General features: G+C 72.6%; 26 protein-coding genes. 11 read left to right on the top strand and 15 right to left on the bottom strand.

The genetic code is table 11. From position 1 onward, the window contains the following. Nucleotides 1–25: 25 nt before the first annotated feature. The gene (locus tag ACQPZQ_RS05800) at nt 26–1,366 is read left to right on the top strand and encodes an ABC1 kinase family protein (RefSeq protein ID WP_433292766.1); all 1,341 of its coding nucleotides are present in this window, start codon (nt 26–28) and stop codon (nt 1,364–1,366) included. Nucleotides 1,367–1,429: 63 nt separating this feature from the next. Beyond that, a complete protein-coding gene (locus tag ACQPZQ_RS05795) occupies nt 1,430–1,648 on the top strand; it encodes a hypothetical protein (RefSeq protein ID WP_433292764.1) in 219 nt (72 codons plus the stop codon). Nucleotides 1,649–1,842: 194 nt separating this feature from the next. On the opposite strand, the gene ACQPZQ_RS05790 is transcribed toward ACQPZQ_RS05795, so the two are convergent. From ACQPZQ_RS05790 to ACQPZQ_RS05780, 3 genes are all read right to left on the bottom strand, one after another. Then, nucleotides 1,843–2,220, bottom strand: a complete 378-nt coding sequence (locus ACQPZQ_RS05790; protein ID WP_379660400.1) for a WhiB family transcriptional regulator — start codon at nt 2,218–2,220, stop codon at nt 1,843–1,845. 101 nt (nt 2,221–2,321) lie between these two features. Further along, entirely contained in the window at nt 2,322–2,522 is a 201-nt protein-coding gene (locus tag ACQPZQ_RS05785; protein WP_433292762.1) for a hypothetical protein, read from the bottom strand. A 119-nt stretch (nt 2,523–2,641) separates the two neighbouring features. Further along, nucleotides 2,642–4,726, bottom strand: a complete 2,085-nt coding sequence (locus tag ACQPZQ_RS05780) for an ATP-dependent DNA helicase UvrD2 (protein WP_433292760.1) — start codon at nt 4,724–4,726, stop codon at nt 2,642–2,644. A 54-nt stretch (nt 4,727–4,780) separates the two neighbouring features. On the opposite strand from ACQPZQ_RS05780, the gene ACQPZQ_RS05775 reads away from it, so the two are divergent. After that, on the top strand, nt 4,781–5,029 hold the full coding sequence (locus ACQPZQ_RS05775; RefSeq protein ID WP_241034998.1) for a mycoredoxin: 249 nt from the start codon (nt 4,781–4,783) through the stop codon (nt 5,027–5,029). A gap of 93 nt (nt 5,030–5,122) precedes the next feature. Here ACQPZQ_RS05775 and ACQPZQ_RS05770 read toward each other — a convergent pair whose 3' ends face one another. The 7 genes from ACQPZQ_RS05770 to ACQPZQ_RS05740 form a co-directional block, all read right to left on the bottom strand. After that, nucleotides 5,123–6,034, bottom strand: coding sequence for a type IV toxin-antitoxin system AbiEi family antitoxin domain-containing protein (locus ACQPZQ_RS05770; RefSeq protein ID WP_433292758.1), 912 nt, complete (start codon nt 6,032–6,034; stop codon nt 5,123–5,125). A gap of 146 nt (nt 6,035–6,180) precedes the next feature. Continuing rightward, nucleotides 6,181–7,164, bottom strand: coding sequence for an NAD(+) diphosphatase (gene nudC / locus ACQPZQ_RS05765; RefSeq protein WP_433292756.1), 984 nt, complete (start codon nt 7,162–7,164; stop codon nt 6,181–6,183). Beyond that, nucleotides 7,164–8,573, bottom strand: coding sequence for a M16 family metallopeptidase (locus ACQPZQ_RS05760; RefSeq protein WP_433292754.1), 1,410 nt, complete (start codon nt 8,571–8,573; stop codon nt 7,164–7,166). The genes nudC and ACQPZQ_RS05760 overlap by 1 nt, the downstream gene beginning before the upstream one ends. After that, nucleotides 8,570–9,820, bottom strand: a complete 1,251-nt coding sequence (locus tag ACQPZQ_RS05755) for a M16 family metallopeptidase (RefSeq protein ID WP_433299041.1) — start codon at nt 9,818–9,820, stop codon at nt 8,570–8,572. The genes ACQPZQ_RS05760 and ACQPZQ_RS05755 overlap by 4 nt, the downstream gene beginning before the upstream one ends. Before the next feature lie 51 nt (nt 9,821–9,871). Further along, on the bottom strand, nt 9,872–10,963 hold the full coding sequence (locus tag ACQPZQ_RS05750) for a hypothetical protein (protein WP_433292752.1): 1,092 nt from the start codon (nt 10,961–10,963) through the stop codon (nt 9,872–9,874). Between the two features lie 63 nt (nt 10,964–11,026). Beyond that, on the bottom strand, nt 11,027–12,058 hold the full coding sequence (locus tag ACQPZQ_RS05745) for a phenylacetaldoxime dehydratase family protein (protein WP_433292750.1): 1,032 nt from the start codon (nt 12,056–12,058) through the stop codon (nt 11,027–11,029). 1 nt (nt 12,059) lies between these two features. Continuing rightward, nucleotides 12,060–13,082 (bottom strand): carbon-nitrogen hydrolase family protein, encoded by a 1,023-nt coding sequence (locus ACQPZQ_RS05740; RefSeq protein ID WP_433292748.1) that lies wholly within the window; start codon nt 13,080–13,082, stop codon nt 12,060–12,062. A gap of 113 nt (nt 13,083–13,195) precedes the next feature. Between ACQPZQ_RS05740 and ACQPZQ_RS05735 the strand changes: the two genes are divergently transcribed. Together ACQPZQ_RS05735 and ACQPZQ_RS05730 are read left to right on the top strand one after the other, a co-directional pair. Continuing rightward, a complete protein-coding gene (locus tag ACQPZQ_RS05735; protein WP_433292746.1) occupies nt 13,196–13,912 on the top strand; it encodes a cupin domain-containing protein in 717 nt (238 codons plus the stop codon). Next, a complete protein-coding gene (locus ACQPZQ_RS05730) occupies nt 13,909–14,178 on the top strand; it encodes a helix-turn-helix domain-containing protein (protein ID WP_433292744.1) in 270 nt (89 codons plus the stop codon). Before ACQPZQ_RS05735 ends, ACQPZQ_RS05730 begins: the two co-directional genes overlap by 4 nt. Here ACQPZQ_RS05730 and ACQPZQ_RS05725 read toward each other — a convergent pair. Continuing rightward, the gene (locus ACQPZQ_RS05725) at nt 14,130–15,392 is read right to left on the bottom strand and encodes an aldehyde dehydrogenase family protein (protein WP_433292742.1); all 1,263 of its coding nucleotides are present in this window, start codon (nt 15,390–15,392) and stop codon (nt 14,130–14,132) included. The genes ACQPZQ_RS05730 and ACQPZQ_RS05725 overlap by 49 nt on opposite strands. A gap of 154 nt (nt 15,393–15,546) precedes the next feature. Between ACQPZQ_RS05725 and ACQPZQ_RS05720 the strand changes: the two genes are divergently transcribed. After that, nucleotides 15,547–16,911, top strand: a complete 1,365-nt coding sequence (locus ACQPZQ_RS05720; RefSeq protein WP_433292740.1) for an MFS transporter — start codon at nt 15,547–15,549, stop codon at nt 16,909–16,911. A gap of 97 nt (nt 16,912–17,008) precedes the next feature. On the opposite strand, the gene ACQPZQ_RS05715 is transcribed toward ACQPZQ_RS05720, so the two are convergent. Both ACQPZQ_RS05715 and ACQPZQ_RS05710 read right to left on the bottom strand, forming a co-directional pair. Beyond that, on the bottom strand, nt 17,009–17,884 hold the full coding sequence (locus ACQPZQ_RS05715) for a hypothetical protein (protein ID WP_433292738.1): 876 nt from the start codon (nt 17,882–17,884) through the stop codon (nt 17,009–17,011). A 47-nt stretch (nt 17,885–17,931) separates the two neighbouring features. Further along, complete coding sequence (locus ACQPZQ_RS05710; protein ID WP_433292736.1) at nt 17,932–18,786, bottom strand: exodeoxyribonuclease III; 855 nt, start codon at nt 18,784–18,786, stop codon at nt 17,932–17,934. A gap of 56 nt (nt 18,787–18,842) precedes the next feature. Between ACQPZQ_RS05710 and xylA the strand changes: the two genes are divergently transcribed. Genes xylA through ACQPZQ_RS05695 form a run of 3 tightly spaced genes read left to right on the top strand, consistent with a single transcriptional unit; the run spans nt 18,843 to nt 22,659 of the window. Next, nucleotides 18,843–20,030, top strand: coding sequence for a xylose isomerase (xylA, locus tag ACQPZQ_RS05705; RefSeq protein WP_433292734.1), 1,188 nt, complete (start codon nt 18,843–18,845; stop codon nt 20,028–20,030). Beyond that, nucleotides 20,027–21,427 carry a xylulokinase gene (xylB, locus tag ACQPZQ_RS05700; protein WP_433292732.1) on the top strand — a complete coding sequence of 467 codons (1,401 nt, stop codon included), beginning with the start codon at nt 20,027–20,029 and terminating at the stop codon, nt 21,425–21,427. Before xylA ends, xylB begins: the two co-directional genes overlap by 4 nt. Next, nucleotides 21,424–22,659, top strand: coding sequence for an ROK family transcriptional regulator (locus ACQPZQ_RS05695; protein ID WP_433292730.1), 1,236 nt, complete (start codon nt 21,424–21,426; stop codon nt 22,657–22,659). Before xylB ends, ACQPZQ_RS05695 begins: the two co-directional genes overlap by 4 nt. Nucleotides 22,660–22,676: 17 nt before the next feature. On the opposite strand, the gene ACQPZQ_RS05690 is transcribed toward ACQPZQ_RS05695, so the two are convergent. Beyond that, nucleotides 22,677–23,480, bottom strand: a complete 804-nt coding sequence (locus ACQPZQ_RS05690) for a hypothetical protein (RefSeq protein WP_433292728.1) — start codon at nt 23,478–23,480, stop codon at nt 22,677–22,679. A gap of 126 nt (nt 23,481–23,606) precedes the next feature. On the opposite strand from ACQPZQ_RS05690, the gene ACQPZQ_RS05685 reads away from it, so the two are divergent. Continuing rightward, nucleotides 23,607–24,308: a response regulator transcription factor gene (locus tag ACQPZQ_RS05685; protein ID WP_433292726.1), complete on the top strand. Its 702-nt coding sequence runs from the start codon at nt 23,607–23,609 to the stop codon at nt 24,306–24,308. Then, nucleotides 24,305–25,708, top strand: coding sequence for a HAMP domain-containing sensor histidine kinase (locus ACQPZQ_RS05680; RefSeq protein WP_433292724.1), 1,404 nt, complete (start codon nt 24,305–24,307; stop codon nt 25,706–25,708). Before ACQPZQ_RS05685 ends, ACQPZQ_RS05680 begins: the two co-directional genes overlap by 4 nt. Nucleotides 25,709–25,716: 8 nt before the next feature. Here the strand turns inward: ACQPZQ_RS05680 and ACQPZQ_RS05675 are convergent, their stop codons facing one another. Continuing rightward, entirely contained in the window at nt 25,717–26,715 is a 999-nt protein-coding gene (locus tag ACQPZQ_RS05675) for a potassium channel family protein (protein WP_433299039.1), read from the bottom strand. Nucleotides 26,716–26,889 lie beyond the last annotated feature (174 nt).

The raw sequence follows: 26,889 nt of genomic DNA, 5'->3' as shown, positions 1-26,889 counted from the left end.
CGAGGCCGGCCCCCGAGGAACCAGCGTGACCGACATCCCGCGGCGAACAGCGGCACGCACGGCCAAGCTCGCCAGTCTCCCGCTCGGTGTGGCCGGACGGGCCGCAGCAGGGTGGGGTCGCAGGCTCGTAGGGGGCGACGGCGAGGAGATCTCGGCCCAGCTGATGGCGAAGAGCGCCGAGCAACTCTTCGCCGTGCTCGGCGAGCTCAAGGGCGGAGCGATGAAGTTCGGCCAGGCCCTGAGCGTGTTCGAGGCCGCCATCCCCGACGAGTACGCGGCACCGTTTCGCGAGTCGCTGGTCAAGCTGCAGTCCGCGGCGCCCCCGATGCCCGCGTCCGACGTGCACCGGATGCTGGCCGAACAGTTCGGCCGGGGCTGGCGCGGCCGGTTCCAGGACTTCGACGACACACCGGCCGCCGCCGCGAGCATCGGCCAGGTCCACCGGGCGATCTGGCGGGACGGGCGCGAGGTGGCCGTCAAGGTGCAGTACCCCGGCGCGGAGGAGGCGCTGCGTTCGGACCTGCGCCAGCTGTCGCGGATGAGCAGACTGATGCAGCCGCTCGTACCCGGGCTGGAGATCAAGCCGCTGATCGCCGAGCTGCGCGAACGGATGGAGGAGGAGCTGGACTACCGCGACGAAGCGGAGAACCAGCGCATCTTCGCCGCGGCGTTCGACGGCGACGACAAGGTCAAGGTGCCACGTGTGGTGGCATCGGCACCCCGGGCGATGGTCACGGAGTGGGTCACGGGGCAGAAGCTCTCCGACGTCATCCGCGGCGGGTCGCAGGAGAAGCGCAACCAGGCTGCGGCCCTGCTCGCCGAGTTCCACTACTCCGCACCGGCACGCGTTGGCCTGCTGCACGCCGACCCGCACCCCGGCAACTTCCAGGTCCTCGATGACGGCAGGCTTCTGGTCATCGACTACGGCGCCGTGGCGCGCCTGCCGGAGGGCCTCCCCCGGCCGTTGTCGGTGATGGTCCGGCTCGCGCTGGAGGACAAGCCCGGGGAGCTCCTCACGCTCCTGCGCGACAACGGTTTCGTTCGGCCCGGGTCGCCACTGCGTGCCGAGGACGCCGTGACGTACCTGGCGCCGTTCACCGAGCCCCTGCGCACCGACACGTTCCACTTCACCCGCCGCTGGCTCCAGCGGCAGGCCGAACGGGTGGGCGACCTGCGCAGTCCCGACTTCAACACGGGCCGGGAGCTCAACCTGCCACCCCAGTACCTGCTCGTGCACCGCGTCACGATGGGCACCCTCGGGGTGCTGTGCCAGCTCGACGCCGAGGTCCCGCTCCGCGGGATCGTGCGGCACTGGCAGCCGTGGATCTTCGACGCCAAGGACGAGTCGGCAGGCCGCCACCTCTGAACCCCGCCCCCGGTCCCGCCGATGGTGTGGGACGAGCCGGGCCGGGTTCAGAGATGGACGGAAATGCATGCGGACGCCGACGACGTCCCGGCCGCGTCCGGCCGGGGCGCCGTCGTCACCGTGCGGCGCTTATCGGAGAGCGCCGCGGAGCCCGCTCACCGCGGTTCCGGAACCGCGGTGGAGCGGGGCAGCACCAGCGTCGGCGCGCGCGAGTTCGGCGCGCCGGGCGGCGAAGCCGGCGAGCGAGGCCCACCGGCGACCCGCCGTGAGCCGGCGGGCTAGTGCGTAGTCACGGGCAGCCTGTTCGGCCTCCCGCTGTCGGGATCGGGCAAGGGCTTCGTGGAGCAACATCTCAGTTCCCTCTCGGTGCAGGACCACGGGTCGCGGAAGCGCGTGTGCGGCCGGCGGCATGAAGTCGGTCATCGGAATCGGTCTCCTTCGGTGTGGCCCTCGGAGGGCCAACGGGGTGGGGCAGATCAGGCGGACACAGCCGCAGCGAACTCGCGGTCGCGGGCCAGTGCGGCCTTGCTCGGGCGGCCTCGAGGCCTCTTGCGCGGAATGACGACCCCGCGCAGGAAGATCTCACCGCCCCAGACGCCCCATGGCTCCTCCCGGCGCAGGGCCCCGGCCAGGCACTCGGCCTGGATCGGGCACTGCGCGCAGAGGGACTTCGCCAACTCCAGCTCGGCCGGAGCCTCGGCGAACCACAGGTCCGCGTCGCCGGAGCGACACGGCAGGTCAGACCCCGTACGCGGCGCCGCGTCGAGGAGAGACCCCATCCCGGCGACTGTCTCGCCACCGAGCTGTTCGGAACTGATCACTCCGCCGTCCAACGGAGCTGATCGGACTAGCACCTCAACCTCCTGAGTGATGTGGTCAGGCAGGACAAACAAAAAGGCCGCGGATCCCGGTGTGGGTCCGCGGCCTTGGTTCTTCGGGCCGGTGGCGAGGTCGCCTACGTTTGGCGACACTCCACTTCGGACACACCTGTGCTGTTATCGGTCGGGCTGACACCCTTGTTCTTGTCAAAGACGCCGAGCGCCGGGATCTGCTGCCACACGCGCGCGGAGCGGTGCAGGGAGCCCATGGTGATCACAGACCCGGCTCGCACACGGGTGCCGTAGATCCCGGCGAGGTCGCGCGTCATCGTGATCATTCGGAACACCCCCTTCGCGGGCGAAGTCGCAGCAGAAGACGGGCTGGTGAGGTCCGTCGGCGGATACGTTAGAGACACCCGGACAGACCGCACAACTGATTTACGGGGAACTTTTTGGATCAACTATCTGCGACGTCCAGGTCGGCCACGAGCGCGAGCACAGCCGGTCCGTAGCGATCGAGCTTGCGCGCGCCGATACCGGGGATCCGCACCAGCGCCGCGTTGTCGGTGGGCCGCTGCTCGGCGATCGCAGTGAGGGTGGCGTCGGTGAAGACCACATAGGCCGGAACCTGCTGCTCACGCGCCTCTTCGCTGCGCCAGCCGCGGAGCCGGTCGAGCAGCTCGACGTCCACATCGGACGGACACTCTGTACACCGGCGCATCTTCAGCGCGTCGGCCCCCATCAGCGGCGAGCCGCACACCCGGCAGCGTGGCCGCGGGCCACCGCGGCTCGATCCGTTCGCTATGCGCGAAGCCGAGTGCTCCTCAGGAATCAGCCCATAGAGGAAACGGCTGCGCCTCCGCCGTCGTGGACCACCGGGCTGGCGGGACAGCGCCCACGACAGGGCGAGCCGGCGACGGGCCCGCGTGATGCCGACGTAGAGCAGCCTGCGCTCCTCCTCGATCGCCTCGTCGTCGCCGTCGGCGTGCTGGATCGGGAGCGTGCCGTCGACGAGCCCGACGAGGAACACGACATCCCACTCCAAGCCCTTCGCGGCGTGCAGCGACGCCAGCGTGACGCCCTGCACGGTGGGCGGATGGGCGGCGTCGGCCCTCGTCTCGAGCTCGGCGGCGAACCGGCGCACGTCGGCCTCGGGCTCCACCGCCACGAGCTCCTCCGCGAGCTCGACGATCGCGAGCAGCGACTCCCACTGTGCCCGTTGCGTGGCACCACCGGGCGGCTCCGGGGTGAGCCCGACGGGAGCCAGGATCGCGCGGACGGCGTCGATGAGCGGGACGTCGTCGCCTGCCCGCCCGGGCGCGGCGACACGGAGCGCGGTCATCGCGCGCCGCACCTCCGGGCGGGAGAAGAACCGCTCGCCCCCACGGACCTGGTACGGCACGCCGACGTCGGTGAGCGCCTGCTCGTAGACCTCGGACTGAGCGTTGATCCGGAAGAGCACCGCGATCTCGGCGGCCGGGGTGCCGTCGGCGACGAGCCGCTTGATCTGCGCGGCCACGGCGGCGGCCTCGGCCGGCTCGTCGTCGTACTCGGCGAAGTCAGGCTCCGGCCCGGGCGGAAGCTGCCCGATCAGCCGCAGCCGGGTGCCCGCGACGCGCCCACGGGCGGAGCCGATCAGCGTGTTGGCGGCGGAGACGACCTGCGGGGTGGACCGGTAGTCGCGCTGCAGCCGCACGACGGCCGCTTCCGGGAAGCGGCGCGGGAAGTCGAGCAGGTAGCGGGGGCTGGCGCCGGCGAAGGTGTAGATCGTCTGGTTGGCATCGCCCACCACCGTGAGGTCGTCGCGCTCCCCCAGCCACGCGTCGAGCACGCGCTGCTGCAACGGCGTGACGTCCTGGTACTCGTCGACGACGAAGCAGCGGTAGCGGTCGCGGAACTCCTCCGCCACCGGGCCGTGCTCCTCCAGCGCCGCGGCGGTGTGCAGCAGCAGGTCGTCGAAGTCGAGCAGCTCGGCGCGGTTCTTCAGCTCCTCGTAGCCGGCGTACACGGCGGCCACCTGCTCGGCGGGCCCCGGTGTGTCCCGGCGCAGCTTCGCGACAGCTGCCGCGTACCCGTCCGGGGTGACGAGGCTCGCCTTCGCCCACTCGATCTCACCGGCGAGGTCACGCAGCGACGCGGCATCGGTGCCCGCCTTCACACGGGCGGCCGCCTGCCCGACGATCCGCACCTTGCCTTCGACCAGCTGCCACTGGTCGCCGCCGACCACCCGCGGCCAGAAATAGCGGAGCTGGCGCAGCGCGGCCGCGTGGAACGTGCGTGCCTGAACGCCCGCAACCCCGAGCGCCCGCAGCCGCGTGCGCATCTCCCCCGCCGCCCGGGCCGTGAAGGTGACGGCGAGGACCTGACCCGGCGCCACATGGCCGGTGCGCGCGAGATGCGCGATGCGCCGGGTGATGGTGCGGGTCTTGCCCGTGCCCGCGCCTGCCAGCACGCAGACCGGCCCCCGTGGTGCGGTGACCGCCGCGAGCTGCTCGTCGTCGAGGCCGGACTCCGGGGCGTCGGGGACGAGGCGCGCGCTCACCCGACCATCCTGACACCCGGGGAAGACAGAACGGGCGCCGGTCGTTCTACCGGCATGGCTGAGGTGACGATGTACTCGACGACGTGGTGCGGCTACTGCCGCCGGCTCAAGCTACAGATGGATCAGGCCGGCATCGCTTACACCGAGGTCGACATCGAGCGGGACCCTGAGGCGGCCCGGTTCGTGGAGGGGGTCAACGGCGGCAACCAGACCGTCCCCACGGTGGTCTTCGCTGACGGCACCGCACTGACCAACCCCCCGTTCGCGGTGGTGGCGGAGAAGCTGGCCGACCTGGCGGCATAAGGCGAGCACCGCACACATCTTGCTGCCACTGCACACACCGTCGATGGTGTGTGCAGTGGCACTTGCATGTGTGCCATGTACTTGTGCATTCGCTCAGTAGCCGAAGCGCGACCGTAGGCGGGTTGCTACCGGGGTGAAGTCGGCCAGGTCGACCCAGGTCCATCGGACCATCGCCAGGCCCTCGGCGCGTAGGGCGTCCTCGCGGCGCTTCTCCTCCACGAGGACATCAGCGGGATCAGTGCCTGCGACGCGGCCGTACTTCACGAGGCCGTCGAACTCGCCGACCGTGCACAGCTCCGGCCAGCCGAAGTCGACGCGGCCGATGAATCCGCCGTCTCCGGACCGCCGTACCTCCCACTGCAGCACCGGATCGGGCAGCCCCGCTGCGACGATCGCGATCCTGCTCCGAGACTCCCCGACGCTCTCGCTCCGCCCGTCCGCGAATGCGGCGACCCGCCGTGCGCCCGGAGTACCCGGCCAGCGGCGGGCGCGTTCGAGAACGGTGTGGAGGGCCGCCCGGTCGACCCGATCGATGCGTCTGAGTGACAGCGCGGCGTCGGCCAGTACCACCGACTTCTCGAACGGGAGCGTGCGCGCCAGGTCGATGACGGTGCGGGCGAGCGACGTGACCTTCAGCCCGGCGATCAGAACGACCTCGTCAGGGTCCAGCCCAGCAGTGTGCACGTGGACCCGTGCGCCCGAGCGGCCGCCCGTGCGCCGTGACCTGGTGACGTGCACGCGGTCCAGACGGACCGCCCAGATGGGGAGCCGGTGCAGCACCGCCGCCGAGATATGGCTGACGACGGCGTCGTGCGACAGAACCTCCATCGCGGCGCGGGTCTGGAGAACGTGCCTCACGACGACGTCGTCCGGCGCGGGCCCACGCAGGTAGGCCCCGCGCCGGACGGGCGTGAGCTCTCCGACCCGGACGAGTCGGCGCACCTCGTCGTCCGCGAACCCCGCAGCGAGCATCTGAGAACGGCGATGCAGTTCAGGCAACTCCACGAGGAAAAGCCTGGCGAACAAACCCGACGAGGGAGGCCAAACGTACGAACCTGTGGACAACCCAGTCCGCACACACGCTCCCGTCTCCGCACACACCGTCCGCAATGTGTGCCGACCGCACGCCATATGTGCCGTCGGCTGCGCGGTCAGGTCAGGGCTGCCCAGCTTTCCAGCATTGATCTTGCTATCGAGACCTGGCCTGGTAGGAGGAGTCGCCTCGTCGGTTCCTGTTGTTCGGCGCTCCAGTCGCCGTGGTCCAGTGCAGCGCGCAGCTCTTCGCGGGTCACCCACATCGCCTCGGCGATCTCGCCGTCGGCGGGCACCAGGGGGATGTCGGGGTCGGCGAGGGCGTGGAACCCCACCATGAGCGAACGCGGGAAGGGCCAGGCCTGGCTGCCCAGGTACTGGACGTCCCGGACCGCGGCCCCGACCTCCTCGTGGATCTCCCGCATCACGCACGCCTCGAGCGACTCGCCCGCCTCGACGAACCCGGCGAGCACCGAGAACCGGCCCTCGGGCCAGACCGGCTGCCGCGCGAGCAGCACCTGATCCGCCCCGTCGTGGACGAGGCAGATCACGGCGGGGTCGGTGCGGGGGTACTCCTCGTGGCCACTCGCCTCGCAGACCCGGTGCCAACCGGCGTGGCCGGGGTGCATCGGCGAGCCGTCACGGGCGCAGAAGCGCGCGGCGTCATGCCAGTTCAGGACGGCGACGGCGCCGGTGAGCAGGCCGGCGCCGAGAGCGTCGAGCGCGGCTCCGGCGGTGCGCAGGTCGGCCCATTCGGCGGGGTCGTCTCCCGCGGCGAGGTCGGGCTGCCCGCGCTCCGCCCAGTACTGCACGTCGTCGGCCTCGCCGAGCAGCACAGCGTTCTCGGGCGGAGCGTCGCCCGTGGTGGGGCGCGTACGCAGGCGGGCGACCTGGTCGCGCACGGAGTCCCACGGCCCCGTGGGTGGTTGCCCGCCGCCCCAGTCGACGGGAGTGCGGCCCTTGTCGTCCACGACGACGAGCTGCGCCGCGTGCCAGCCCCGTAGCTGGCGCTCGACGTCGGTGCGCAGCGGCTCGTCGCGCAGCACGGCCGACCGGGAGAGGATGGGCGGGGCGAGCAGCCGGAAGCCGGCGAACGCGGTCATCAGTCGGAGATCCCCCCGAGCGCCCGTACGCCGGCCCCGATCACGTCCGCGTCGCCGACGACGACCCCGGTGAACGCGGCGGGTGCCAAGAACTCCAGTGCCGCCTCGGCCACCTGTGCCGTGGTGACCGACTCCAGCCGCGCGGGGTGGGCGCGCAACCAGTCGATACCGAGCCCGTCGGCGGCAAGCGCGGCGAGCGTGGAGGCCAGGCCGCCCTGGTTGTCCAGGGAGATCAGCAGCGATCCCACCGCGTAGCTGCGGGCGGCTTCGACCTCGGCGTCGGTGGGCGGAACCGCGGTGATCCTGCCCAGCTCGTAGCGGGTCTCGAGCAGCGCGGCGGCGGTGACGTTGCTCGCCACGTCGGTCTCGACGCCGAGCACGGCTCCCTGCGGGACGAACTCGATGCCGGAGTGGGCGCCGTAGGTGTAGCCCTTGTCCTCGCGGATGTTCTCCATCAGGCGGGAGGAGAAGTAGCCGCCGAACACGAGGTTGGCCAGCTGGAGCGCCGCGTAGCGCGGATCGTGGCGGCGCAGCGCGGGCGCCGACAGCCGCAGCTGCGACTGCACGGATCCCGCGCGGTGCACGAGCTGCAGGTCGTCGGCCCGGATGGCAGGCGGTGGGGAGAGCTCGCGGGCCACGGCCTCCGACGTCCAGCCGCCGAGCGCCTTCTCGACCTGCGCGATCGCCGCGCTGGTGTCGATGTCGCCGACGAGCGTGAGGATCGATCCCCGCGGCACGAGCGACGCGGCCTGTAGAGCGCGCACCTCCTCGGCCGTGACGGCCGTGACCTCCTCCCCCGTGGGCATCTCGCGGGTGATCGGGTGGTCGCCGAACCGCTTGCGCTGCAACGCCTCCCGGGCGATCGTGCGCGGCTGGGAACGGGCCAGCGAGATCCGCTCGACGAGACGGGCGCGCTCGCGCGTCACCTCGGCGTCGGGGTGCGTGGCCCCGGTGAGGACGTCGCCCAGTACCGCGAGGAGATCGGGCAGGCCGTCAGCGAGCCCGTGGCCGCCGACCTGGAGACGTTCCGGGTCGACGTTCACGCCGAGATCGGCTCCGACGGCTGCCAACTCGTCGTCGATGCCGACGCGGTCCCGTGTGGTGGTGCCGGTGAGGAGCGTGGACGCCAGCAGCTCGCTCACCGCCGGGTGCGTGGGCTCGTCGCCTGCGAACGGGACGCGTAGCCGCAGCTCGACCATCGGCACGCCCGGGCGGTGTGCGACGAGGACCCGGAGCCCCGAGTCGAGGGTGCGCTCCTCCACGTCGGGAAGTGGAACGGCGCGGGTGGGGCCGAGAGGCGGCAGCGGGCGGGGGCCGGCGGCGGTGCGGCCGATCTCCTCCGCGCTGCGGTGGCGGGGATTTTCGCCGGGGACGGCCTGCCCGGGGGTGTGCTGCTCGGTGGCGGTCATTTCGTGCCTTCCTGGGCGGCTGTCGGCTCGACGAGCAGGACACCGCGCCCCGACGAGCGCAGCGCCTCCGCAGCCGCGCGCACGTGCTCGGGCGTGACGGCGGCGAGCCGGTCGGGCAGCTCGACGGCGATCTCGGCGCGGCCGTACAGCAGCTCGCGGGCGCCGAGGCCGAGCATCCGGTACATCACGCGGTCGTTCTCCTGGTGCAGGCCTGCCGACCAGCGGGCCACCTGCCGGGCGAGCTCCTCGGTGCTCGGTCCCTCTGCGGCGAGCTTGTCGAGCTCCTCGTCGACGGCGGCGAGCACGCGGTCGGGGTCGACGTTCGCGGGGTGCACCGCGGTGATCGTGAACGTGTCGGGATCGCGGGCGTCGAGCGGGCCCATCAGCCCGGCACCGGCCGAGACGTCGGTGACGAGCCCGTCGACGTGCACGAGCCGCCGCTGTAGCCGGGCAGCCTCGCCCGCGCCGAGCACGGAGCCCAGCAGCGCGTGGCCGAGGTAGCCCTCGAGGTCGGCACCCGGGTCGGGGAGCCGGTAGCCGAGGGCGAAGGCGGGCAGCGGGGCGTGGGCGTCGGTGACGACCTGGCGGCGCTCACCGGTGGGAAGCGGCTCCGCGAACGACCGGCGGACCGGGGCGGGCCGGGCCGGGATGTCCCCGAAGTGCTTCTCGACCAGCCGCAGCGCCTCGTCGACGTCCAGGTAGCCGGCCACGGTCACCTGGATGTTGCCCGGCGAGTAGTAGGTGTCGAAGAAGGCGGCGGCGTCCTCGACCGAGGCCTGCTCCAGCTCGGAGAAGTCGCCGTAGCCGTTGTGGGCGTTGGGGAAGGTGTCGTAGAGGACCGGCGGCAGCAGGATCCACGGGAACCCGCCGTAGGGCCGGTTCAGGACGTTGAGCCGGATCTCCTCCTTGACGACGTCGACCTGGTTGCGCAGGTTCTCGTCCGTCAGCTTCGGGGCCCGGAACCGGTCGGCCTCGAGGAACAGCGCCCGCTCCAGAGCCGCGGCCGGCAGTACCTCGAAGTAGTCGGTGTAGTCCTGGTGCGTGGAGCCGTTGAACACTCCGCCCGAACCCTGCACGTGCCGGAAATGGGCGAGCTTCTCCAGGCTCTCGCTGCCCTGGAACATCAGATGCTCGAACAGGTGCGCGAACCCGGTGCGCCCTTCCGGCTCCGAGCGGAAACCGACGTCGACGTGCACCGCGACGCCGACGACGGGGGTGGCGGGATCCGGGACGACCAGGACCCGCATGCCATTGGGCAGCGTCGTCCTGTGTAGCTCTACGGCAGGCACGCCCCGAATCTAGTCGGAGGTGGCGGCGACCCGCTCGGACGCAGTGATCGCATTCGGCAGCATGAGCGCGGCCAGCGCCCAGCCCAGCAAAGCGGCGATGACCGGCATGCCGGTCCAGAACTCCACGATCGTGGGCAGCCTGCCCGTGGTGACCGCCGCCGTCCCGATGTAGACCGCCCACGTGACGAGCGCCGCGAGCGCGCCGAACAGCCAGAAAGCGGCACGCCGGTCGGCGCTCGGACGCAGCCACAGCGCCAGCAGGTCGACGAGGACGCCAGCGGCGACGATCGCGATCGGGATGGTGAAACGCTCGAACGACATGAGGACGGCGGAGATCAGCGCCGCGATCGCGAACCCGATCGTCGCTGTGCCGACGGGCAGGTGCCAGCGCCGGGCGAGCAGGAGCAGGGGCGCGAGCAGCACGAGGCCGGTGAGCACGATGCGCGTGGCGAGCATTCCGGAGTTGCCGTCCTCGACGCTGGAGAACATGGCCACGACCCCGGAAGGGGACATCAGCAGCGCATTTCCGTAGGTGAGGAACAGCAGCACGAGGCTCGTGGCGAACGACAGCGTGAGCACGGCGGGGAGCAGCGCCCGCAGCGACGGCCGCGCGGGGAGATCCGGATCGGACCACGCGGCGCGCAGCGGGCTCGTGAGGATGACGACCATGCTGCCGATCAGGCCCAGGTGGCTGGGGCTGAAGAAGATGTTGGTGGTGGTCTCGATGCCGATCACCTCGTGCCACACCAGGTCGGCACCGCCGGACACCGCGAACACCGGCAGCGCCACGATCGTCATCCCGTAGCCGCCCGGAACCGCGGCGATGCCGCGCCTGCCCTCCTGCACGTGGCCCCACACCGTCCACAGGATCCAGCCGGCCGTGACCGCGAACCCGCTGTAGAAGACCGCGTGCCACGGCGTGAAGAAGCTTTCGAGCTGCGGAAAGGTGGAGTGAGCGTAGGCGTCGAGGAACAGGCCGAGAGTGAACCACACCGACAGCACGGTGGTGACGACGTTGGTGCGCATCGAGGCCCGCGGGCGCGCCTCACCCGAGTTGCGCAAGAGATACCAGGTCGGCTGTGTCCCCACCGTCGTCGCCATGCGATCAGCTTGACAGGAGCGCGATCCGTCCGGAATGCGGGTTTCCCCACCGTTCACGAACGGTCACAGCGGATCCTCAGCGAACGCGCCGAGCAGGCCGGTGCCTTCACGGCAGTCGACGTACTCGAAGGAGGCCTCGCCGGCCCTCACCACCGACACCTCGTGGTAGAGCCGCAGGCGGGCCGCCGGCCCGAGCGTCGAGAGGTAGCGCATGGCGGCGCCGAAGATCGCGACGTGCGTGTGGTGCGACTCCGCCCAGCGCTCCAGCGCGTCCAAGCTGCGCCAATAGCTCATCCCGAACGTCCGGTCGACGGGCTCGCCACTCGCGAGGACAGTCAGGTACCGGTTGCTGAAGCACCCGATCGCGCGGCCGTTGTCGCGCAGGAACTCCATCCCTGTCCGCAGCACCGGTTCGACGTCCTGCAGGTACATCGCACGCTCAGAGCCGTCGGCACCGGTCCAGTCCTGTCCGGACCGGATGAGGCAGATGCCCTCGTGCGGCCGGATCCGCACCCGCCCGCCGTCGCGCTCGACGACCGGGGCGCCGCCGGGCGCGAGCGCGTCGGTCTGCGACAGCGGGATCCGGTCGCGCATCCCGCCCCAGTAACCGTGCTCCTGCACCTCTGCGCTCCAGCCGTCGGCGAGCACGGCGACGCCCTCCGGTCGGCCAAGCGAGGAGAAGAGGGTCTCGTAGCTCTCGACCGTGGGCCGCAGCACCTCGGCCCATCGCCCGTGGCCGTCGCGCACCGCGTCGCCGAGCCATGACTCGCGGTGCGCCGCGAACCACCGCTCGAATGCCGCTGGGTCGTCCCAGTACGCGATCGAGACGACGTCGGTCGTGCCGTCGGGGGCGGTCTCCTGGGCGCGGTCGTGGTGACCGGGGCCGTCGGCGCCCACGAACGCGCTGTCGAGCACATCGAACGCGCTCGCGGGCCGCTCGCCGCGGAACTGCAGGCCGAGGTAGGCCATCACGACCTGGCGCACCTGCGGCCGCGACCGCGCGACGAACGACGGATACGGCGGGGCGTAGTCGTCGGGGACGCGGCGCGGGCGGGTGCGGTCGGTGATCAGGTGACCGGGGATGGCGGACTCCACGTCACAGCTCCGCGTGAGCCCGGGTGGCGGCGAGCGGAAGCTCCGCCTCGATCTCCACGCCCGGCGCGGCGAACGGAACGACGCGGTCGCCAGGGGTCTTGTTGAGCAGCAGGCGCGTGACGTCGGGACGGGCGTAGTGCCCTGCCGGGTCCGCTGCGGCCTTGGCCAGCGAGATCATGCCGAGGTCGAGGTCGGCGTAGACGAGCCCGTCGGCGTCCGGCGCGAGCGACTCGTGCATCTGCTGTCCGTCCGGCGCGAAGATCCGGGCGTAACCGCCGCCGGCCTGCAGCAGCGCACGCTTGGTGTCGTCGGTGCACATGAGCTCGACCATCTCGGCCGACACCGTCGCGCACGGGGCGACGACGAAGCAGCTGCCTTCGACGGCGTAGATCCGGCTCGCCGAGGTGTTCACCTCCGGGCCGAGCGCGTACGCGGCACCCGGGTAGACCGAGAAGCTCGGCCATGCCCCGATGTGAACCTGCTCGTTCTGCGCGTACATCGCGTACTTCGACAGCGGCTGCAGATGCTCCCAGCAGCAGAGCCCACCGAGCCGGCCGAGCGCCGTGTCGTACACGGACAGGTCGCTGCCGTCCCCCTCGCCGAAGACGGTGCGCTCGACGTGGGTGGGCTTGAGCTTGCGGCGCTTCGCGATCGTCTCGCCGTCGGGCCCGATCATCCACTGCGAGATGTAGAGGCTTCCGCCCTGGCGCTCCGAGAGACCCATCACGACCGTGATCCCGTGCTCGCGGGCCGCCGCGGCCAGCCGCTCGGCCTGCGGCGTGCCGTAGGCCAGGGAGTTGTCGTGATAGCGCTGGAAGAACTGCAGGCCCCAGGCAGGCGAGTCGAGCCAGATGAACCAGGGGTAGCCGGGGAGCCAGGTCTCCGGGAAGCCGATGAGCTGCGCCCCGTTCGCGGCAGCCTCCCCGATCAGGGACACCGCCTTGTCCACTCCGGCGTCCAGGTCGAGGAAGGCGGGCGCGACCTGCACGGCGGCGGCGCGGAAGCGCGGGTGCTCGATGCTCATGCCGGGGAAGAGTGCCGAGTCCGGCGGCCCCGTGATGGTTCGTGTGTGTCCGTTGTCTTGACTCTGCGGCGCACTGTCTTGCCCGGCCTCGCGCACCTCCCTACCGTCGGATCATGGCGCGGGTGTTGACCACCGAGACGGTGCACGCACGCGAACGGCTGGAGTACTGGAACGAGGCCGTCTCGGACGCCTACGTGCGGCTCACCTGCGACGCCCCGGGCCGCGACGTCGTCGGCGACATCCGGGTCGACTCCCTCGCCACCCTGGAGCTCTCCCGCGTCACGGCCACGGCGCAGCACGTGCGGCGCACGCCGTCGCTCATCGCGACCGCGGCCGAGGACTACTTCCTGGTGAGCATCCAGACCGAGGGCGTCGGCGCAATCGTGCAGGACGGGCGCACCGCGATGCTGCAGCCGGGCGACTTCGCGCTCTACGACTCGACCCGTCCGTACGAGCTGCGCTTCGACTCCGACTTTCAGCAGTACGTGCTCATGCTTCCCGGTCCGACGCTGCGGTCGCAGCTGCGCACCGCACCGGAGCTCACGGCGCGCGGGGTCAACGGCTCACGCGGAGCCGGCCACCTGATGATCGAGATGATCCGCACTCTCGCCGCCGACATCGGGGTGCTCGAACCGGCCGCCGCGGCGGCGGTCGCACAGAGTGTCGAGCACATCGTCGTGGCAGGCCTCAGCTCCCCGCCCCGGACGCGCCCGTGCCGGAACCCGAGCTGGCGGCGCGCCGCGAGCAGATCAAGGCATGCGTCCGTGCCCGGCTGCGCGACCCGGGCCTCACCGTCGCCGCCATCGCAGCCGGGCTGCACACGTCGGTGAGCACCCTGCACCGCGCGTTCGCCGGGGAACCGTGCTCGCTCTCGGAGTGGATCTGGGCGCAACGGCTGGACGCGGTGCGCACCGATCTCTGCGCCCCCTCGCTGCGCCACCGCACGATCAGCGACCTCGCGTTCTCGTGGGGGTTCGTCGATGCCTCGCACTTCAGCCGGGCCTTCAAGGCACGGTTCGGCTGCACGGCCCGCGACGTCCGCCTCGGTCAGGCCGGGGGCAGCACCACGAACTGGCGCAACGACAGATCGAGGTAGGTGACCGGCCCGCGCGGGCCAGGCGTGTGGTCGACGTTGATGCCGGTCTCGGGCAGGCCGAGGAGCTTGTAGCCGTCGAGCAGCCGGGTGGTGGCGTTCCAGAACACCCCCGTGCCGGTATAGGCGTCGATGAACGCCGTGGCGGCGGTCTCGTCGGCGGCGCACACGGTGGCGGCGAGCCCGGACGTCTCCCGCGCCGCGGTGATGGCGGCGTCGACCGGCCCGTCGACCGCCGCGACCGTGACGTGGGACTCCGCGCCGGAGTCGAGCGCCCACTCGTGGCCAAGGGAGTGCTCGTACGGAGGAAGGCTCGGCGTGATCTCCCTGGCCTCGAGCGCGGCTTCGGCCACGGGCCACAGCCGGTCGTACGCAGGGCGGTCGATCAGGAGCAGGTTGAGCCGGTTGCAGACACCGAGCCGGTCGGTGCTCTCGGTGACCAGCCGCGTCACGTCTGCCTCGTCGGCGCTGGCGTCGAGGTAGAGGACGCCGCCGCCGTCGGCGTGGGCGAGCACCCGTGTGCCGGCGGCCGCGCCGAGCGTGGAGAGCTTGCGGGTGACCTCGCCGCTGCCGCGCACCACCACCAGCGGCACGAGATCGGGCAGCCCGACCAGCGCCTCCGCGCCCGCGTGCCCCGGCGTCGGGACGAGCTGCACGGCGCCAGCCGGAACACCGTGCCGCTCGAGCGCGGGCGCGATGACGAGATCGACGAGAGCACGGGCCGACCCGAGCGCTGCCGACCCCGTGCGCAGCACCGCCGCGCTGCGCGCCTTGAGCACCTGCGAGGCGACGTCGATTGTGACGTTCGGGCGCGCCTCGAACACCGCGCCGATGACGCCGACCGGCACGCGCCGCTCGAACACGCGCTCACCGCTCGGCAGGGTCCTGACCTCGCGCTGCAGGGGCGGCTCCGGCGTGCTCGCGAGCACCTCCAGCTGGTGGGCGATGTCGGCGAGCCGCTCGGGACCGAGGCGCAGCCGGTCGAGCAGGCCGGCGGCCATCCCGTTCCGCTCGGCGGCCTCGACGTCCGCGGCGTTGGCGGCGAGAAGCTCGGCGCTGCGCTCCCGGATGAGCTCCGCTGCCGTGCGCAGCGCAGCATCGACGGCCGCGGCGCCCGCCGCCCGGACGCCCGGTGCCGCCGCGGCGGCGCGCAGGGCGGCCTCTCGCACGGCAAGGGCCTCGGGTGTCTCGGTTGATGCTGCGGTGCCGGTACTCACGAGGAAAGGTTGCCACGCGGGGGTACCGGGATTCACCCGGCCCGAGCGAACGACGGATCCGCCATGGTTCATGGCACGAAATGCCGTTCGTCCGATTGTGGGCCACACCAACCGTGTTGACCTGAACCCGAGGTGAGGTTGCACGATTCTCTGTGTGACCACAGCCGCCGCGCCCAGCGCCGTCCGCACCGAGCTGTTCGGACCTGACCGTCGTGCCACCACCATCGGCATCGTCCTGCTGATCAGCCTGGTGGCGTTCGAGTCGATGGGCGTCGGCACGGCCATGCCCGCGCTCGTCGCCGACATCGGCGCCGTGTCCCTCTACGCATGGCCCTTCGTCGCGTTCATGGCCGCCGCCGTGTTCGCCACGGTGCTCGGTGGCCGGTGGTGTGACCGAGCCGGCCCGCGGGTCCCGCTGGTCGCGGCGCCGCTGCTGTTCGGCCTCGGCCTGCTCGTCGCCGGCACGGCCACCGGAATGACCCAGCTGCTCATCGGACGTGTGCTGCAGGGGCTCGGCGCCGGCACGCAGGCGGTGGCCGTGTACGTCCTGGTCGCGGCCGTCTACCCCGAGCGGGCCCGGCCGGCCGTCTTCGGGCTGATCTCCTCGGCCTGGGTGCTGCCCGCGCTGCTCGGCCCGCCCATCTCGGGCCTCGTTACCGAGACGGTGTCGTGGCACTGGGTGTTCCTCGGTCTGGTGCCGTTCGTGCTGCTGGCCGTTGCCCTCGTCGTCCCGGCCGTGCGCCGGCTGGAGCCGCCCGACCCGGAGCGTGAGGTCACCCCGGCACGACGCGGGCTCGTGCTCGGCGCGCTGGGCGCCGCGGCCGGTGTCGCCGCGCTCAGCTGGGCCTCCCAGCACGGCGGCGTGGTCGCCGCGGTCGTGGCCGGGATCGCGATCGTGGTGCTGGCCCCGGCGCTGATTCGCCTGTTCCCTCGTGGGGTGTTCCGCGCCGGGCGCGGGATCCCGACCGTCGTGCTCTCGCGCGGCCTGCTCGCCGGGATCTTCTTCACCGTCAACGCGTACCTGCCGCTGATGCTCAACGGCACCCACGGCTGGTCGCTGGCGATGGCGGGTGTCCCGCTGATCGTGGGGTCGCTCGGGTGGTCGGCGGCATCGGCGTGGCAGGGACGGCACCCGGACCTCTCCCGCACCGTCCTGCTGCGCATCGGCTTCCTCCTGCTCGCGGTGGGAACGGCAGGCATGCTGCTCGTCGCGCCGTCGTGGGGGCTGCCGTGGCTCGCGCTCCCGTTCTGGGTGGTCGCCGGGACCGGGATGGGGCTGGGCTTCTCGTCGATGTCCTTCCTGCTCCTGCAGCAGTCGGCGGCGGGTGAGGTCGGCTTCCACTCGTCGGCGGCCCAGATCGCGGACCAGCTCACCACCGCGGCGATGATCGGGGCGGGCGGTGCGCTGCTCGCGCTGCTCGGCACGCCGGCGGCGGCACTACCGTTGCTGGTCGCCGTGCTGACCGCGATGGCCGTGCTGGGCACCCTGGTGGCCGGCCGAGCCTCGGCCCCGCGCTGAGGTCGAGTGGGTTTGGCCCCCGCGACATGGACACACGCCGCTGTTCCGCGGGTCGTGATTCAGCGATACGTGTCCATGTCGCGCCGGTCAGGGTCGGTCAGGGCTGACGCGGCTCGTGCGCCGGCGAGTCGCCGGGCACAGGCGGAGCACCAGCCGGCGGGGTGCCCGGCGGAACCGGCGCAACACCACCAGGCGGGGCGCCCGGCGGGACCGGCGCAACGCCACCCGGCGGCGTGACTGGCGGGACCGGCGGCGCACCGGCGGGCGGGGTCTCCGGCCACACGGACGAAACGCCGGCCGGTGGGGTCTCCGGCGGGGCCGGCGGCGCGTCGGCGCGACCCGGCGACCGTGACCACGGCGAGGTGGGCTCCTGGTCCGCCCCGTACGGGACGCGGCCCCCCGCGGAAGCGGCATCAGCGGGGGGCATCGCCAGCAGCGGAATGCAGATGAGCGCGAGCAGCGCGGCCGCGAGGAGAAGCCAGGCGCCCGCACCGAAGACGACGACGGGGTGGAATCCACCGTCCGAACCGTCCCTCACGGCCGCCGCGGCATTGCTGGCAAGGGTGAACAGCTCGATCCAGATGATCCAAACGCTGCCGACGAGCAGTCCCACGGCCCCGATGCCGGCGATCCGGGCCAGCACGTGGTCACCCGATCTGCGTACGGAGAGCAGCAGCAGGATCGCGGCCACTGCTGCCAGCCCCGCAGCCACGACGACCGGAATGCCGAGCGGAGCGGCGCCCGGAGGGTTCGACATCCCCGGGGCGCCCACGATGCTGACGGCCCACCCGGTGGTGAAGACGACCGTGCCGCCGGGGAGGCCGAAGTCGTAGCGACGCACCGAGAGTGCCAGGAAGGTTCCGCCCACGGCGAGCGCCGCCGCCACCACCAGCAACGCCGCGGCGATCAGACGCGGAGCCCCGAGATTGGGGGTTGGCGGGCCGGTCTGCGGGTGTGCGTACGGCCCCGACATCGGTCGAGTGTCGCAGGCGGGGCCGTGACCGGCAAAGTTTGAGGAACTCAGGAGCGGTGCGGCAGCCTCGCCGGCGTCGAGGGCGGAGGCACCACGGGGCCGACGTCGCCGTCGGGTGCGACGTCCAGGTCGACGATCACCGGAGCGTGGTCGCTCGGCCCGCTGCCCTTGCGTGCCTTGCGGTCCACCCAGGTGGCCGCGACGCGCCCGGCCGGGTCGGCGCCGGCGAGCACGAGGTCGATACGCATCCCGAGGTCCTTGTGGAACCGGCCGGCGCGGTAGTCCCAGTAGGTGAACACGCGCTCGGTCGGCCACCGATCGCGTACCACGTCGTGCAGCCCGCGGCCCTTGATCTCCGCCAGCGCCTTGCGCTCGGCGGGCGTCACGTGCGTGGAATCGACGAACAGCGATGGGTCCCACACGTCGTCGTCGGTGGGGGCGATGTTCATGTCCCCCGCGATGACGGCCGTGGCCGGCGCGCCGATCGACTCACGCAACGCCGCGAGCCACTCCAGCTTGTAGAGGTAGTGCGGGTCCTCGGGAGTGCGCCCATTCGGCACGTACACCGAGGTGACCCGCAGGCCGTCGCAGGTGGCGGTGATCGCCCGTGCTTCGGCGGGCGACTCGGGCGCCGGGAACCGCGGCTCGCCGGGCAGCCCGCGCATCACGTCGTCGAGCCCGACGCGGGAGAGCAGCGCCACGCCGTTCCAGCGGCCCTCCCCGTAGTGGGCCACGGCGTAGCCGCGCTCTGCGAGCGGTTCGGCGAACGACTCGGCGAATGCCTCGTCGGAGAGCTTCGTCTCCTGCAGGCAGACGACGTCGGGGGCGCGCTCGTCCAGCCACGGCAGCAGCCGGGGCAGCCGGGAGAGGGCGGAGTTCACGTTCCACGTAGCCAGACGCACCTCGGGGAGGCTACCGTGATCGAGTTTGTACGATGCCCGAACAAAAGGAGTCGGCGATGCCGCAGCCCACTCGCGAGGACCGCTTCAGCTTCGGACTCTGGACAGTGGGCTGGCCCGCCCGCGACCCGTTCGGCGACGCCACCCGGCCTGCACTCGACCCGGTGGAGACCGTGCACAAGCTCTCCGACCTGGGGGCGTGGGGCGTCACCTTCCACGACGACGACCTCATCCCCTTCGGTGCCGACGCGGCCGAGCGCGACCGCATCGTCACGCGCTTCAAGGCCGCTCTGAGCGAGACCGGGCTGGTCGTCCCGATGATGACCACCAACCTGTTCACCCACCCTGTCTTCAAGGACGGCGCGTTCACCAGCAACGACCGGGGCGTGCGCCGCTTCGCGCTGCGCAAGGTGATCCGCAACCTCGACCTCGCCGCCGAGCTCGGTGCGAAGACCTACGTGTTCTGGGGCGGTCGTGAGGGCGCCGAGGTCGACTCGGGCAAGGACATCGCCGCCGCGCTCGACCGCTACCGCGAGGGCATCGACCTGCTCGCCGCGTACGTCAAGGAGCAGGGCTACGGCATCCGTTTCGCCATCGAGCCCAAGCCGAACGAGCCCCGGGGCGACATACTGCTGCCCACCCTCGGCCACGCGCTCGCGTTCATCGCCGAGCTGGAGCACAGCGACATCGTGGGTGTGAACCCCGAGGTCGGCCACGAGCAGATGGCCGGGCTCAACTACACCGCGGGCATCGCCCAGGCGCTGTGGGCGGGCAAGCTCTTCCACATCGACCTGAACGGCCAGCGCGGCATCAAGTACGACCAGGACCTCGTGTTCGGCCACGGCGACCTGCTCAACGCGTTCTCCACGGTCGACCTGCTGGAGAACGGCGCTCCCGGAGGCGGCCCGCGCTACGACGGCCCGCGCCACTTCGACTACAAGCCGCTGCGCACCGAGGACGTCGAGGGCGTCTGGGCGTCGGCGGCGGCCAACATGAGCACCTACCTGCTGCTCAAGGAGCGCGCCGCGGCGTTCCGGGCCGACCCGGAGGTCGCCGAGGCACTCGCCGTGTCCGGCGTGGCCGACCTCGCGAAGCCCACGCTGAACGCGGGCGAGACCGTGGCCGACCTGAAGGCCGACCGCTCCGCATACGAGGACTACGACGCCGTCAAGGCGGGCGAGCGTGGCTACGGCTTCGTGCGCCTCAACCAGCTGGCGGTGGAGCACCTGCTGGGCGCTCGGTCATGAATCTCGTCGCGGGTGTCGATTCGTCGACGCAGTCGTCGACCGTCGTGATCCGCGACGCGACGACGGGCGAACTGATCCGCTCCGGCCGGGCACCACATCCGCCCGGCACGGAGGTCGATCCGAACGCGTGGTGGGACGCCCTACAGGGCGCGATCACCGACGCGGGAGGTCTCGATGGCGTCGAGGCGATGGCCGTTGCCGGGCAGCAGCACGGCATGGTCTGCCTCGACGCCGACGGCGAGGTCGTGCGGCCCGCGCTGTTGTGGAACGACACCCGTTCCGCAGGCGCGGCCGCCGACCTCGTCGCCGAGCTGGGTGCGAAGGAGTGGGCCGCGGCAACGGGCCTCGTGCCGGTGGCGTCGTTCACGGTCACGAAGCTGCGCTGGCTCGCCACCCATGAGCCGGAGAACGCCGCTGCCACGGCTGCGGTGTGCCTTCCACACGACTGGCTCACCTGGAAGCTGCGGGGCACCGGGGTACTGACCGACCTCGTCACCGACCGCAGCGACGCGAGCGGCACCGGCTACTTCTCCGGCACCACCGGGGAGTACCGGCCTGACCTGCTGGAACGCGCGCTCGGACGCTCGGACGTGATCCTCCCGCGGGTGCTCGGGCCTGCCGAGCCCGCGGGCCGGACACCGGACGGCGTGCTGCTGGGCCCGGGGGCGGGCGACAACGCTTCGGCGGCGCTCGGCCTGGCCGCCGAACGCGGTGACGTGGTGATCTCCATCGGCACGTCGGGCGTGGTCTCCGCGGTGACCACCACGACCACGGCCGACGAGACCGCGATCATCGCCGGCTTCGCCTCGGCCACCGGCGAGCACCTGCCGCTCGTCTGCACTCTCAACGCCGCACGGGTGCTCGACGCCACGGCACGGATGCTCGGCGTGGACCACGCTGAGCTCTCCCGACTCGCGCTGTCCGCTCCGGCCGGGGCGGACGGGCTGGTGCTCGTGCCGTACCTGGAGGGCGAGCGCACGCCCAACCGGCCGGATGCCACCGGCGCGCTGCATGGGCTCACGCTCGCCAACTCCACGCCCGCCCACATCGCCCGTGCCGCCGTCGAGGGCTTGCTCTGCGGTCTCGCCGACGCACTGGACGCGCTGGTCGCGGCCGGGGTGCCGGTGCAGCGGGCGTTGCTCGTGGGCGGCGGGGCACGGTCGGACGCGGTGGCCCGCATCGCGCCAGCGGTGCTCGGCCGGCCGGTGCTGCTGCCCACCCCAGGCGACTACGTGGCCGACGGCGCGGCCCGGCAGGCGGCGTGGGTGCTGGCAGGCACGTCCGCTCCTCCGCGCTGGGCCGCGGCCGACACCGTCACGTTCGAGGCGGAGCCGACGCCTGCGGTGCGCGAGCGGTACGCGCAGGTCCGCGAGCTGACGGCGCACCAACTCGCGTGAGCACGCCCCCCGGCGGGACGGCTGACCCGCACCTATCCGGCGGGCAACTCGCGGGGTGGGAGCGGGCGACCGGTGGGCCGGGGCGCGGCCACGGGGCCGGGCAGCACACGGTGCGGCGGCACAACCTGGCGCTCGTGCTGCGGGAGGTCGCCGGGCCGCTCCCGGTGTCGCGGGCGGCGGTCGCGGCCCGCACGGGGCTCACGCGCGGCACCGTGTCGTCGCTGGTGGAAGAGCTGATCTCGGCCCGGCTCGTCACGGAGCTCGCCGCCGCCCGCGGTGCCACCGGACGACCGGCGAGCCCGTTGCAGCTCGATCCCTCCGGCCCGGCCGGGCTGGGCGTCGAGATCGGAGTGGACGCCGTCGGCGCCTGTGTCGTGGACCTGACCGGGGCCGTACGCGCCCGCCGGGTGGCCCACTCGGACCACCGGGACGAGCTGCCCGCCGCCGGGCTCGCGACGGCCGAAGCGCTCGCCGCGGAGGTGGTCGCCGAGGCTGGGCTGCCGATCGCCGGGGCGGCGGTCGCGCTGCCCGGCGTCGTCGGGGCGGACGGCGTGCTCGAGCGGGCGCCGAACCTGCCCCGGTGGGTGGACGTCGCGGTGGGCGAGGAACTCGGCGGGCGCCTCGGGCTGCCCGTCCAGGCCGGGAACGAGGCCGACCTGGCCGCGCTGGCCGAGCTGTGGTCGGGCGGCCCGGCCGACGCCGTCCACGTCTCGGGCGGGATCGGGGTGGGCGCGGGCATCCTGCTGGGCGGACGGCTCTTCCGCGGGGCGAGTGGCCGGGCAGGCGAGATCGGCCACGTCGTCGTCGAGCCGGACGGCAGGCCGTGCACCTGCGGTGGCCGCGGCTGTCTCGAGACCGTGGCAGGCCTGACGGCCCTGCTGCGCGCTGCCGGCACGGCCGACCTGGAGGATCTGGTCGCCGTCCGTCCCCCGGACGTGCTCGCGGCCGTCGGACGGGCGCTGGGGGTGGCTCTGGCCGGGGCCGTCAACCTTCTCGACGTGCCCGCGGTGGTGCTGGGTGGCATCTACCCGCGGTGCGGAGAGCCGCTGCTCAACGCGGTGCGCGCCGAACTGGCCGTGCGGGTCGTCTCCCGCCCGGCCGTCGACGTCCGGTTCTCCGCACTCGGCGCGGACGCAGCCCTGCGCGGCGCCGCCACGGCGGTGGTGCACGACCTGCTGGCCGACCCCATGATCGTCGCGAGATCGGCGCATCCGCCCTTATCGGGGCGCTGACACGGATCTCGTGGCGATCACTGTGCGCGCGGCAGCACCCGGATGCCGTCCGCTCTGATCGTGCTCGGGTCGGCGGCCACGCCCGTCAGCACGACGACGTCACCGACCACCGGCTTCTGCGACAGCGCGGCCACGTCCGCGGTGACGGTGAGCCCGTCGATCGAGGTCAGGGTGGCGCGGTCCCCGGTCAGTGCAGTGACGGTGCCGACGACCCGGGCCTGCGGAGTCCACACCGCACGGGCCGTGGCGGTCGCGCCCGTCCCCTGCACCTGGACGACGACGCGCTCACCGGTCTGCAGGTCGCCCAGCCCGCTGTTCTGCCCGCCGCGGACGCGGGTGTCGCCGTCGGTGCGCAGCGAGCGCTGACCGCTGCCGTCGACGTTCACCACGAGGGTGCCGTCGGCGACCGAGGCGACGGTGCCGGTGAGCACTGGCGCGTCCCCCATGCCACGCGGACCGTGCTCATCGCCACGACCGCCGGGGGCGCTGAACCGGTCGCCGTGCCCCCACGGGCCCCAGCCGGGACCGCCGTCGCCCCACGGCCCCTCCCCCGGCCCGCCCGGGCCCTGCCAGGGCGCGCCCCAGTTGCCGCGCTCGCCGACCGGGCCGATGCGGTCGAAGCCGCGGTGCCGGTCAGGAACCAGGAGCGCCGCCGCCACACCCCCGGCGACAAGGACGGCCACGATCACGGCGCCGATGATCACGCCACGGCTGCGCAGCCGGGACCGCCAGGGACGGCGCGAGGCGGGCCCATCGGCAGGCGGTGGGGGGCTCTGCGGCGGCGGGTTCTGGACGGTGGGGGGTTCGGTCGGATTGGTCACGATTCCTCCTCGGATCGAATCGGCACCACCGACGGTCGCGGCGCATGCTGAACCGGGGCTGAAGCCGGACCACACCTTCAGCCGATCTTCAGCGGGTCAGCTGGACGGTCAGCGCAGAATGGGACGATGACCGCGCGCGTACTCGTGGTGGAGGACGCCGAGGCGATCCGGACCGCGGTGCTCGCCGGGCTCGCCGAAGCGGGCTTCGTGGCGCGCGGGCGCGCCGACGGGCGCGCGCTGGAGGAAGAACTCGAAGCCTTCCGGCCCGACCTCGTGGTGCTCGACATCATGCTTCCCGGACGCGACGGTTTCGCCCTGCTCGACCTGGTGCGCCGGCACAGCGACGCCGGAGTCGTGATGCTTACCGCCCGGGACGCCGTGGACGATCGCCTGCGTGGTCTGCACGGCGGAGCCGACGACTACGTCGTGAAGCCGTTCGCGCTGGCAGAGCTGGTCGCACGGGTCACAGCCGTGCTCCGCCGGACGGGACGCACGCCGTCCACCGTGGAGGTCGGCGACCTCCTGGTCGACGCCACTGCGGGCTCGGTGCGGCGCGGCGGCGTCGCGATCGAGCTGACCGCCACGGAACTGCGCCTGCTCGACTACCTCGCGGCGCAACGCGGCCGGGTCGTCAGCAAGGCGCAGATCCTCACCCGCGTGTGGGGCTACACCGACTACGACCCGAACCTGGTGGAGGTGCACGTCTCGGCCCTGCGCCGCAAGCTGGGCGAGCCGCGGCTGGTGCACACCGTGCGGGGCCTCGGGTACGTGCTACGGACCGCCCCGGCCACAGATGCAGGCGGGGACCGGCCGGAGGCGCCCACGTGAGGGGCAGGCCACCCGCCGGGTCCCGATTGCGCACCGTCTCCCTCCGCCGGCGGGTCACGGCGCTGAGCATGCTGGTGCTGGCCGCGGTGCTGGTGGTCGTCACCGTGCTCACCGACGTCGTGTTCGCCGCCCAGACCCGCGCCGGCCTGCGCGACGAGCTCACCGTCCGGGCCGCACTGGCCGGCCAGCTCGTGGCGCAAGGGGTGCCGTCGCAGGACGTGGCCCGGCGCGTCGAGGCACCCGGGGTCCGGGCCGTCGTGGTCGCACCCGACGGTCATGTGTACGACGGCGACGCGGACGAGGACGAACCCTCCGGACCGCCGTGGCGGCACGGGCCGGGCGAACGCGGGTTCCCCGGCCGCTGGGGCGGCGGCCAGGGCGAGGACCGCGGGCGCGGCGACCAGGTGCTGCAGCAGCCGCTGGCCGACGGGTCACGGCTGACGCTCGTGGCCGACGCCGGCCCGAGCACCGCGGCGCAGAACCTACTGCGGCGCACGCTGTTGCTGCTCAGCCTCGGGGCACTGGCCGTCGCCGGGGTCGTCACGCTGCTCACCACCCGGGTCGCGCTCGCCCCACTCGACTCGATGACCGCACTGGCCCGCTCGATCACCCGTGGCGACCGCGGCCGCAGGCTCGCCCCGTCGCGCACCGACACGGAGCTGGGGCGCACCGCGTCCGCGTTCGACGCGATGCTCGACGAGCTGGAGGGCGCCGAGGCCGCGGCGCGCGCGTCCGAGGCACGCACCCGGCAGTTCGTCGCCGACGCCGCCCACGAGCTGCGCACCCCGCTGGCCGGAGTGCAGGCCGTGGCCGAGGCCTCGATCGCCCCCCACCTCGACGGCGAAGAACGCGACCGGCTGAACCTGCTGCTGCTGCGGGAGAGCCGCCGAGCGGCCCGGCTGGTGGACGACCTGCTCGCGCTGGCCCGGATCGACGCCGGGATCGAGCTCCGCCGAGAACCGGTGGACCTGCTGGATCTGGCCCGCACGGAGGCGGAACGGGTGCAGCTGCTCGCGCCCGACCGGACGATCGAGGTGACCGGCGAGGCCGTCGTCGTGCCGGGTGACGCCGCGCGGCTCGGCCAGGTGCTCGGCAATCTTCTCGACAACGCACGGCGCCACACCCCCGCGGGCGGCCGCATCACCGTCGCCGTGACGGCGGCCGCCTACGCGACGGTGCTGGTGACCGATACCGGCCCCGGAGTGCCCCCCGCCGACCGGGAACGGATCTTCGACCGGCTCGTCCGCCTGGACGAGGCACGCACGAGCGACGACGGCGGCGCCGGGCTCGGACTCGCGATCGCCCGCGGGATCGCGTGGGCCCACGGGGGTGACGTGCGCTGTGTCGATCCCCCCGCCGGTACGGGCGCGGCGTTCGCCCTCACCCTCCCCAGAGGATAGGAGGGAGATCAGCGCTCGTCGGGCAGCGTCGCCTTGCGGACGTAGAGCAGCCGGTCCCCGCGCTCCAGGGCGTCGACGGCCGAGGCGTCGACGCGGAAGAGGTTGTCGCCCCGGACCACGCCGAGCACGATGTCGGGCAGGTGCCGCGGCGACCCGCCGACCTCCGACTCCTCGACCGGACGCTCGCTGATGGCGAACCCGGCGTCCGGGGTCAGCAGGTCCTCCACCACATCGACGACGCTCGGGGTGGTGGTGGCCATGCCCAGCAGGCGCCCGGCCGTCTCCGCGGAGACGATCACCGAGTTGGCACCGGACTGGCGCAGCAGGTGCACGTTCTCCGACTCCCGCACCGCCGCCACGATCCGGACGTCCGGTGCGAGCTCGCGGGCCGTGAGGGTGACCAGCACCGCCGTGTCGTCGCGGTTGGTGGCCACCACGATCGCCGATGCCTGCTGCAGGCCGGCGATCCGCAGCACGCTGGAGCGGGTGGCGTTGCCGGTGACCGTCACCAGCCCCAGCGCCGACGCCTGGTCGAGGCGCGTGCGGTCGGTGTCGACGACGACGATGTCCTTGGGCTCTGCCCCGTCCCCCAGCAGGGTCTCGACGGCGGCCCGGCCCTTCGTGCCGTAACCGACGACGACGGTGTGGTCGCGCACGCGGGACCTCCAGCGTTCGATGCGAACTGACTGCCGGGAACGCTCGGTGAGCAGCTCCACGGTGGTGCCGACCAGCACGATGAGGAACAGCAGCCGCAGCGGTGTGATGACCAGCGTCGTCAGCAGGCGTGCTTCCGGCGTGACGGGGACGATGTCGCCGTATCCGGTGGTCGACAGCGACACGGTGGCGTAGTAGAAGGCGTCACCCAGCGAGATCGGGGTGGTGCTGTTGTTGTCGACGTACCCGTCGCCGCTGAAGTAGACGACCAGCGCAGCAGCGGCCAGTGCCCCGAACGCGATGGCGAGCCTGCGGAGCAGCGACACCACCGGGCTGGCGGAGGTGTCGGGCATCCGGATGAGCCCCACCAGCGAGGGGTCGGCCAGCGGCCGGCGCCGATCGGTCACGGCGCGGAGAGTAGCCGCAGGAGGTGGGGGCACGCTCGGCGACCGACCCCGCCGTGTCCAGGGTCATCGTGCTGCTAGGGGACGATCCGCCGACGCGAGGACGACCGCGACATGCGGCAT

The organism is Pseudonocardia sp. CA-142604, assembly GCF_050948475.1.
Lineage (GTDB): Bacteria > Actinomycetota > Actinomycetes > Mycobacteriales > Pseudonocardiaceae > Pseudonocardia > Pseudonocardia alaniniphila.
The sequence above is the reverse complement of the archived record's forward strand: the minus strand, read 5'-3'. Positions and strand labels throughout refer to the sequence as shown.

Excerpts from the sequence above, each read along its gene's own strand:
- ACQPZQ_RS05795 (WP_433292764.1), top strand. The coding sequence starts at position 1,430 with ATGCATGCGGACGCCGACGACGTCCCGGCCGCGTCCGGCCGGGGCGCC.
- ACQPZQ_RS05715 (WP_433292738.1), bottom strand. The coding sequence starts at position 17,884 with ATGTCGGGGCCGTACGCACACCCGCAGACCGGCCCGCCAACCCCCAAT.
- xylB (WP_433292732.1), top strand. The coding sequence starts at position 20,027 with ATGAATCTCGTCGCGGGTGTCGATTCGTCGACGCAGTCGTCGACCGTC.
- ACQPZQ_RS05750 (WP_433292752.1), bottom strand. The coding sequence starts at position 10,963 with ATGGCGACGACGGTGGGGACACAGCCGACCTGGTATCTCTTGCGCAAC.
- ACQPZQ_RS05735 (WP_433292746.1), top strand. The coding sequence starts at position 13,196 with ATGGCGCGGGTGTTGACCACCGAGACGGTGCACGCACGCGAACGGCTG.
- ACQPZQ_RS05755 (WP_433299041.1), bottom strand. The coding sequence starts at position 9,820 with ATGCGGGTCCTGGTCGTCCCGGATCCCGCCACCCCCGTCGTCGGCGTC.
- ACQPZQ_RS05785 (WP_433292762.1), bottom strand. The coding sequence starts at position 2,522 with ATGATCACGATGACGCGCGACCTCGCCGGGATCTACGGCACCCGTGTG.
- ACQPZQ_RS05760 (WP_433292754.1), bottom strand. The coding sequence starts at position 8,573 with ATGACCGCCACCGAGCAGCACACCCCCGGGCAGGCCGTCCCCGGCGAA.
- ACQPZQ_RS05775 (WP_241034998.1), top strand. The coding sequence starts at position 4,781 with ATGGCTGAGGTGACGATGTACTCGACGACGTGGTGCGGCTACTGCCGC.
- ACQPZQ_RS05675 (WP_433299039.1), bottom strand. The coding sequence starts at position 26,715 with ATGCCCGACACCTCCGCCAGCCCGGTGGTGTCGCTGCTCCGCAGGCTC.
- xylA (WP_433292734.1), top strand. The coding sequence starts at position 18,843 with ATGCCGCAGCCCACTCGCGAGGACCGCTTCAGCTTCGGACTCTGGACA.
- nudC (WP_433292756.1), bottom strand. The coding sequence starts at position 7,164 with ATGACCGCGTTCGCCGGCTTCCGGCTGCTCGCCCCGCCCATCCTCTCC.
- ACQPZQ_RS05685 (WP_433292726.1), top strand. The coding sequence starts at position 23,607 with ATGACCGCGCGCGTACTCGTGGTGGAGGACGCCGAGGCGATCCGGACC.
- ACQPZQ_RS05740 (WP_433292748.1), bottom strand. The coding sequence starts at position 13,082 with ATGAGCATCGAGCACCCGCGCTTCCGCGCCGCCGCCGTGCAGGTCGCG.